Source organism: Protofrankia sp. Cas3, assembly GCF_963555955.1.
Lineage (GTDB): Bacteria > Actinomycetota > Actinomycetes > Frankiales > Frankiaceae > Protofrankia.
Genome location: NZ_CAUVXP010000210.1, coordinates 1 through 7,588 on the forward strand (window position 1 = coordinate 1; position 7,588 = coordinate 7,588).

8 protein-coding genes, 2 tRNA genes and 1 pseudogene (1 of these 11 cut by a window edge) are annotated in these 7,588 nt (G+C 67.5%); 8 read left to right on the forward strand and 3 right to left on the reverse strand.

Annotated elements, in window-relative coordinates; genetic code table 11:
- From U9983_RS25045 to U9983_RS25060, 4 genes and pseudogenes are all read left to right on the forward strand, one after another.
- Window positions 1-236, forward strand: a pseudogene (locus tag U9983_RS25045) (replication initiation protein); the annotation flags it as partial.
- Window positions 237-255: 19 nt separating this feature from the next.
- Window positions 256-450 carry a helix-turn-helix domain-containing protein gene (locus U9983_RS25050; protein ID WP_322756370.1) on the forward strand — a complete coding sequence of 65 codons (195 nt, stop codon included), beginning with the start codon at window positions 256-258 and terminating at the stop codon, window positions 448-450.
- A 191-nt stretch (window positions 451-641) separates the two neighbouring features.
- Complete coding sequence (locus tag U9983_RS25055; RefSeq protein ID WP_322756371.1) at window positions 642-926, forward strand: hypothetical protein; 285 nt, start codon at window positions 642-644, stop codon at window positions 924-926.
- 298 nt (window positions 927-1,224) lie between these two features.
- Window positions 1,225-2,439, forward strand: a complete 1,215-nt coding sequence (locus U9983_RS25060; RefSeq protein ID WP_322756372.1) for a site-specific integrase — start codon at window positions 1,225-1,227, stop codon at window positions 2,437-2,439.
- Window positions 2,440-2,519: 80 nt separating this feature from the next.
- On the opposite strand, the gene U9983_RS25065 is transcribed toward U9983_RS25060, so the two are convergent.
- Window positions 2,520-2,592, reverse strand: a tRNA-Lys gene (locus tag U9983_RS25065).
- Window positions 2,593-3,005: 413 nt separating this feature from the next.
- Here U9983_RS25065 and U9983_RS25070 point away from each other — a divergent pair.
- Both U9983_RS25070 and U9983_RS25075 read left to right on the forward strand, forming a co-directional pair.
- Window positions 3,006-3,938 carry an ABC transporter ATP-binding protein gene (locus U9983_RS25070; RefSeq protein ID WP_322756373.1) on the forward strand — a complete coding sequence of 311 codons (933 nt, stop codon included), beginning with the start codon at window positions 3,006-3,008 and terminating at the stop codon, window positions 3,936-3,938.
- Window positions 3,935-4,741, forward strand: coding sequence for an ABC transporter permease subunit (locus tag U9983_RS25075; RefSeq protein WP_322756374.1), 807 nt, complete (start codon window positions 3,935-3,937; stop codon window positions 4,739-4,741). The genes U9983_RS25070 and U9983_RS25075 overlap by 4 nt, the downstream gene beginning before the upstream one ends.
- Window positions 4,742-4,781: 40 nt before the next feature.
- Here the strand turns inward: U9983_RS25075 and U9983_RS25080 are convergent, their stop codons facing one another.
- Window positions 4,782-5,039, reverse strand: a complete 258-nt coding sequence (locus U9983_RS25080) for a DUF6158 family protein (RefSeq protein WP_322756379.1) — start codon at window positions 5,037-5,039, stop codon at window positions 4,782-4,784.
- 43 nt (window positions 5,040-5,082) lie between these two features.
- Window positions 5,083-6,342, reverse strand: coding sequence for an acyl-CoA dehydrogenase (locus tag U9983_RS25085; protein WP_322756375.1), 1,260 nt, complete (start codon window positions 6,340-6,342; stop codon window positions 5,083-5,085).
- 323 nt (window positions 6,343-6,665) lie between these two features.
- Between U9983_RS25085 and U9983_RS25090 the strand changes: the two genes are divergently transcribed.
- Both U9983_RS25090 and U9983_RS25095 read left to right on the forward strand, forming a co-directional pair.
- Entirely contained in the window at window positions 6,666-7,388 is a 723-nt protein-coding gene (locus U9983_RS25090) for a hypothetical protein (RefSeq protein ID WP_322756376.1), read from the forward strand.
- Between the two features lie 141 nt (window positions 7,389-7,529).
- Window positions 7,530-7,588 (forward strand) — tRNA-Glu (locus U9983_RS25095); it runs 197 nt beyond the window's last position.

The window sequence follows — 7,588 nt, forward strand, 5'->3', positions numbered from 1 at the left end:
ACACCGAAACCGGCAATGGGGACACCGGCGATGGCGGCCAAGGCGGCAACTCCGACCGGGTGGTCTGGCAGCTCCTCCGCCCGGGTGATCCGGCGACGCCCCGCCGGGAACATCTGCTGTTGCGCGCGGTCGCCGATCGGCACCGTTGGCGCGCCCAACTCGACGCGGCCCGTGCCGCTCGTGGGGATCCTCACCCGGTTTCGGCAACCAATCCCGGCATGCCCCGTGCGGCCTGACCCGACGACCGGAGGAACCGTGCACAAGCTCCTTCTCACCCCGACGGAAGCCGCTGAGCTGCTCGGCGTGAGCCGCACGACGGTCTACGAGCTGCTGAATGCCGGTCAGATCGAATCCGTCCGGATCGGGCGGGCACGGCGGATCCCGCGGGTCGTGCTTGTCGCCTATGTCGATCGGCTCCGTGGGCTGTCCGACAGTGGGGCGGCAGCATGACCACGCTCGCGCGGGGCCGGGGAACGGCTGGTGTTCGGCAACTCGCCCTGATCGGCCTGTTGGCTCGCGGTCCACCGGGGACACGTCGCAGGCCCTCAAAGCTGAACGATCAGTAAGCGGCCCCGGCGGGTGCGGGAACACCACACCGGGACCTTGATCGGAACCCTTCTGACACAAGGAGAGCCGACCCAATGCCCATCATTCCGCCTGACCATGGCCCGTGGCGCACCCCATCCGGCCAACCGCGGTTCGTGACCGTTCGGCAGTCCCACGCCGGCGACTATGAGGTGACCGTCCGACCGGGTGCCGACCCGTTCGACCTGACTTCGGCGCTCGCCACGGTGCCGGTGGACGCGGTGTTCACCGAAGCCCTGGGAGACGTCGACATCACTCTGATCTTCCGGGCGATCCCCGATTCACCGGCGCTGCTGCCAGTGGGAATCGGCCACCCGCCGGCCATTCCGGCGATGCGCTGACCCGCGCGGCTCTTCGCTTCTACCCCATTTCTTTTCCGTTCCTCTGGTAGGCGCCTGATCTGCCGGGGGGCCGGACGGGTCCAGGGTCGACGAAGCCGATTACGAAGTGACGCGTAGCGCCCTGGACGCGGCCGGTTTCCCGGCAGGCCCTTCCGCGCCCAGAGGACCGGAACGGTCCCGACCGTCGGACGCCAGATCCCCGGGGTTTCCCCTCCCTCTTCGCATCTTTCGGCAAGGAGTGATCTTCTATCATGTTTGACTTTGCTTGCGCTGATCGCAACCCGCAGGCGGTGGCCTGATGGCCAAGCGCGGGAACGGTGAAGGCTCGATCTATCAGCGCAAGGACGGCCGGTGGGTCGGCTCGGTGCACGTCCTGACACCGGACGGCCGGCGCGTGCGCAAGAGCGCCTACGGCGCCACCCGCAAGGAGGTTGCGGCGAAACTCGCCGAGCTGATCTCCAAGACGCAGAAGGGGCTGGCAGCCTCCGAAGACACCCGGCGCGTCGGCGAGTACCTCGAAGCCTGGCTGACCGACGTCGTTCGGCACCGCCTCCGGCCGACGACCTACCACAGTTACTCGATCAACGTCCGCAATCATCTGATTCCCGGGCTCGGGAGAAAGCGGCTCGGGACGCTGCGGCCCGGCGACGTCCGAACATTCCTCGTCGCGAAACGCGAAGAAGGACTCAGCGCCCGCACCGTCCAGTACCTGCATGCGATTCTGCGCGCCGCGCTGCAACACGCCGTCCGGGAAGAACTGCTCTCGCGTAACGTCGCGAAGCTCGTGCAACCCGGGCCGGTGCGCCGGGATGAGATCAATCCCCTGACGGCGGTGGAGGCACGGGCGCTGCTGGCGGCGGCCAAAGGACACCGGTTCTACCCGCTCTACGCGGTCGCCGTCGCGCTCGGCCTGCGCCGCAGCGAGGCACTCGGCCTGTCCTGGGCAGACGTCGACCTGGTCGGCCGTACCCTCACCGTCCGCCAGACGCTGCACCGTTCCGACGGGCAGCTCGTCCTGTTCGCGCCGAAAACCGCGAAGTCCCGCCGGACGATCCCGCTCCCGACTATCTGCGTGGACGCGCTGCGCGCCCACTGCCGGCGGCAGAACACCGAACGTGCCCAGGCGGGGGAGCGCTGGCAGGAAACCGGGCTGGTGTTCACCACGACGATCGGGACCCCGATCGAGCCGCGGAACCTCAACCGCCACTTCTACGTCCTGTGTGCCAAGGCTGGTGTCCGCAGGGTCCGCCTTCACGATCTTCGTCATACCTGTGCGTCGCTCCTGCTCGCCCAGGGCGTGCCGGCGCGGGTCGTCATGGAACTACTTGGACATTCCGCGATCGCCGTCACGATGAACGTCTACAGCCACGTCATGCCCGCGGCCTCCCGCGACGCCACCGATAAGATCGGCTCGCTCCTCGGCGAGGACCCCGACGCACCGACCGGCGACGCTGAAACGACCGACACCGACAGCGGGCCAGAGGATCAGAACGACCAGGGAAGCGCAGCATGACCGGGGACGTTGCTGTCACGGTTGCTGTCAAGATCGAGAAAAGGGCATCACTTAGGGTGATACACGCTGGTGGGACGGGGTGGGCCGCCAGGGGCTCGAACCCTGAACCCGCAGATTAAAAGTCTGCTGCTCTACCTATTGAGCTAACGGCCCGCGGACCCTGATCGTACCTGTCGAACCGACCTGCCACGATGCCAGGATGAGACAGATGCGCGATGCGACAGCTGCGCGATGCGGCGGGCGACAGGTGAATGACCTGGCGACCGCAGGGCATGTATGCGGTTCCGTCCAGCATGCCTCGGTCGGTCTGGCGCGACACGCGGGCCGCGTCCGACCCGACTGTCGATGGCATGGGACGACCCCGCTTTACTGGTAGGCACAGTGCCTACCTCCCGATCATCCTGCCGCCACGCGTCGGGCCGGCGTCCGCTGGACGCGCTGGCGGTTGGTCCGGTCGACCCGCCGATCGCGACGCGTGGTTGCCCCGTGCCCGGCGCTGTCACCATCGTTCGACAAAGCGCCATCATCCGACAGCTCGAGCCTGCCGACATCACGCGAGAACCGGGATGACGTTCGCGATCCACGCGGACGGCCTGACCAAACGCTACCGGCACCGGACCGTGGTGGACTGCCTCGACCTCCAGGTGGCGACCGGTGACCGGTTCGGTTTCCTCGGCCCGAACGGATCGGGTAAGTCCACGACCGTCCGGATGCTGCTAGGCCTGGTGCGTCCGAGCGCCGGCACCGTCAAGATTCTCGGCCGGAGCATGCCGCGTCATTCCCGGCAGGTACTACCCAAGATCGGCGCTCTCGTCGAGGCGCCCGCGTTCCACACCTTTCTGTCCGCCCGGGTCGAGCTGACCGCGCTCGACGCCGCCGGCCGGGGCGGTGCTCGGCGTTCCCGCCGACGACGGATCGAGGACGCCCTGGACAGGGTCGGGCTCGGCGACATCGACGACCGACCGATCAGCAGATTCTCGCTCGGGATGAAGCAGCGCCTCGGTCTCGCCGCGGCCCTGTTGCGCCGGCCTCGTCTGCTGATCCTGGACGAGCCGACGAACGGGCTTGATCCGCAGAGCATCCGGGAGATCCGCGACCTGCTGCTCGAGCTGAACGCCGAGGGAACGACCGTCTTCCTGTCGTCGCACCTGCTCTCGGAGGTCGAAATGCTCTGCACCGAGACAGCGATCATCTGTGACGGCCAACTGGTCGCCCACGACTCCCTTGATGCGCTGTGCGGGCCGACCGGTCGGGTCACCCTGCGCACCCCGGACTCCGACCTCGCGGCGCACCTGCTCGAACGGGTGCTCGAAGGCCGCGACGGGCAGTCCCTGGTCGCCCGGACGCAGAACCCGATGGCGCTCAACGCCGCGCTGGTCTCGGCCGGCGTGCGCGTCTCCGAACTGGTGGTGGAACGACGATCACTCGAGGATGTGTTCCTGGAGCTGACCGGCAACGATCACGACGGTGCCCTGCAATCCGTCCTGGATGACCGATGATCCGTGTTGAGATCCAGATCTTGCTCATGCGGCGACGGACCTGGGTGTCGGTGCTGATGCTCGCGACGCTTCCAGTGATCGTCGCGCTCTTTTTGAAGGTCAGCGGAGTCGGGTCGGGGGCAGGGAGCCCAGCCTTCCTCACGGAGGTCATACATAACGGAACGTGGCTCCCGATTGCAGCCCTCGCCCTCGTCCTACCGCTGTTCCTACCGGTTGCGGTCCTGCTGCTGGCAGGTGAGGCGATCGCGGGTGAGGCCGCTGCGGGCACACTGCGCTACCTGCTTATCCGTCCGGTCGGCCGGGGCCGGTTGTTGGCCGCGAAACTGGTCGGGATCATCGTCTATCTCGTGATCGCAGTGACCGCGGTGACCACGACCGCCTTCGCGGTCGGCTGGGGGTTGTTCGGGTTGGCGCCCATCAAGCCGCTGTCCGGCGCCGGCCCGCCCCTTTCCCTGTCGGAGGCGGCCATCCGGATCGCGCTGTCAGCGCTGTTCGTGGCCGCATCCATGCTCGGCATCGCCGGCGTGGGACTGTTCCTGTCGGTGGTCACCTCGACGCCGCTCGCGGCCACGCTCGGCGCACTCGGCGTCCTGGTCACCGCGGGAGTGCTCGACCAGCTCCCGGCCGCCGCAGCCATCCAGCCGTACCTGCCGACCCACTACTGGATGGGGTTCATCGACCTGTTCCGCGAGCCGGTGAGCTGGGTGAACATCAGACGTGGGCTGGCCCTCGAGGGCTGCTACGGCGCGGCGATGGTCATCCTTGCCCGGATTGTCTTCGGAACCCGGGACATCACGAGCTGACAGCTGTCATGCGCTGACCGCGGTCCCGAGGTGGTGGCCCTCAGGAGCTGACGCGGCCCGCTGCGGCGGCTTGGCGGCTACCGGCACGCGTCCGCAGCGGGTCCGGTCCGATGATCGCCGCGAACCGGCGCAGATACTCGTACTCGAGGCTCAGCATCCGCGCGGTGTGTGTGTCGAACGCATCCCTGGTGCCGTGCAGGAATGCATCGTGGCGGGTCGCGTGCAGCTGGTCCACCTCGCGGACGAGATCCTCGTCCGACAGTTGGGCCGCCGGGACGCCTTCGGGACGGTGCTTCATACCGACTGGCATACCCACTCCGGCGGGGCCGGTCACCTGTCTGTCACCACCAGAGCGGATCCAGATCCGCCAGGACGACGGCGGCGAGGTCGGTGAGGTCGCGTTCCACCCGGTTCTGACGCAGATACGCACTGAGATCGGCGACGCGCCGGGCGTACCCGCGATCGGCGCACAACGGGCCGGGGCCGAGCGCGCGCCCCACCCGGTCGAGGACCTCGGTCGCGCCTGCCTCGATGTTCGCTCGCACCCGTAGCGCGCGCCTGCGTGCGGACCCACCGACATCATCGGGATCGGCGTCCATGTCGCGGGCTGCTGTCTCCAGGACGCAGCGCATCGCCATCAGGACCGCATCCACGCGACCCAGGTGTTCCAGCGCGTGGATGTCGAGGCGCCGGCCGGTTCGGCCACTGTGGCCGGCGAGATGACCCGCCTCTCCTTCGTGATCGGTGTGGCCGGCGGCGAACAGCGTTCGGGCGACACCTGTCGCGCCGCCGAACCAACATGCCGCGATATCCACTCTGGTATGCCAGAAGATCGGCTGGTCGAGGTATGCCGCGTCCGGATCGGACCCGCCGGTCGACCCGGTCGACCAGCCAGGCTCACCCACCGGGATGGCGGGTGCCCCGTCGAACAGGACGGTCGCGGTGTCCGCGCCGGTCATCGCCTGGGACGCCGATCCGTCTGATCCGTCTGATCCGTCTGATCCCGCTGTTGCCACGGCAACGTTGCGCTCATTGAGCCGGACGGCGAACAGCCCGATCGTGCCTTCGCGCGTCTCTTCGCCGCCGTCCGTGATGACTCTGGCCGCGACCAGCGCGTGGGTGAGCACGCGCGCACCCGGGCAGGATGACCTGACGCCATGTACTGTCCAGCCGCCACGACCTCGACGGGCGACCAGCGAACCGATCGGCTCCTCCGTCGCCCACAGGCCCCACCGTTGATCATGTTCGGGCGTCGGCCCAGCCGAATCAATCAGGATCGCCGCTGCGCTGGTGTGGGCCTGTGCGAGTCGAGCCAGCGTGACGTCGAAGGCGGCGAGATCGGCGAGCGCACGCCAACGCGCAGCGGTGGCCCCCGCCGCGGGCAGTGGAAGATCAAGCCGTCCGGACGCGATAAGCGCTGCGAATGCCCCACCTACCCTCGCGGGAGGGTACGGCCTTCCCATCGGCGTCCGGCCGGTGACCGTACCGATTGTCCGCCCCGGGACGTCCAGTGGAACGTCACATGGAACGTCCAGTGGAACGTCCACAGGCATGGCCAGGGGAATGTCCAGCGACGCGGCAATCGGGAGGCTTGTTATCATCAGAATTCACCCCAGGTCATGCGCGCGGGCGGCTGTTCGGCGGTGACAGCGGCAGTTGGCGCCAATGGCTGCCCGTGCGTGTCACCCATGCGTCGGACGGTCATGCCCTGGTTGCTCTCCCATCCCGCAACCGCCAAACATGACTTGCCGAAAATGCTGGAGGTACAGGAGGTGCAGTATGTGCTGCAATATCAGCATTTATACGTCATGATGGGCACCGGTAGTTGCCACCTGATCTGCCGGCCACCGCACCCGGATGTGCGGATGGGAGCCTGGGGGGCATCATTCCAGGGCAACACGTTTCTGTGGGAAGGGAGACCGTGATGGTCGACGCCCATGCCGCGGTGGAGGGGTTCCGCCCGAGCAGTAACGGGCTGCCCTTCACCAACGATTTTCCAAGGCAGCCCGTGCTGAAGATTAATCTTCCAGGTGTCGGGCCGGTACCGATCGGTGACGCCAGTCGCGGTTTGTGCGGTGGCATGATCTACACGACGCGTGATCTTTTCGAGGCGAAGCTGACTCCACCGGTGTTGAAGGAACCACCTGCGCCGGACTCACCGCTGTACCGCTACATCGTCCGCCGGCTGTTCGACAGCTTCGACATCCCGCGTGGCGTCGCGCGCTACTACCAGCTCATGGCCACTCCGGATGCGGACACGACCCGGTCCTCGCTGACCCTGCGCGGTTCCGGGCGCATCACGGTCGTGAACGAGTGGCCGCGGGTTCGGCTCGACCTCGACCGCGGCGTCCTGGCCCCGCTCGGTGTCATCACGCTGCGCTCCTACGATCCGTTCCAGCTTGGGTCCAGCCATCAGCTCCTGGCATACGCCTACGAACAGCGACGAACCGCGGTCACGCTCCGGGTCTACGATCCGAACACACCCGTGGAGCGCGCCGACGACGTGACGCTGTCGTTCGACGTGGCGTACCCGACCGGACCGGTCCCGATCGCACACAACCTGGCCATCGGCGGACGTCGGGTACGGGCCTTCTTCCTCTCCCGCTACCGCTGGGCGAACCCGCTGCCGGCGCTGGCCGACACCTGAGGGCCGCCGGGCCACGTGAGGGAGGTGCCCAAGCGATCTGGAACCCGTTTGTCGCCGGCGGCCCGTCACCTCTATGCTTGCAGTGGTCCCAACGGTAGACGTTCTGGGTAAGTTGTAGATCAAGCCTGGTCATCGTCGCCCGCCCCCATCGTCTAGCGGCCTAGGACATCGCCCTTTCAAGGCGGTAGCACGGGTTCGAA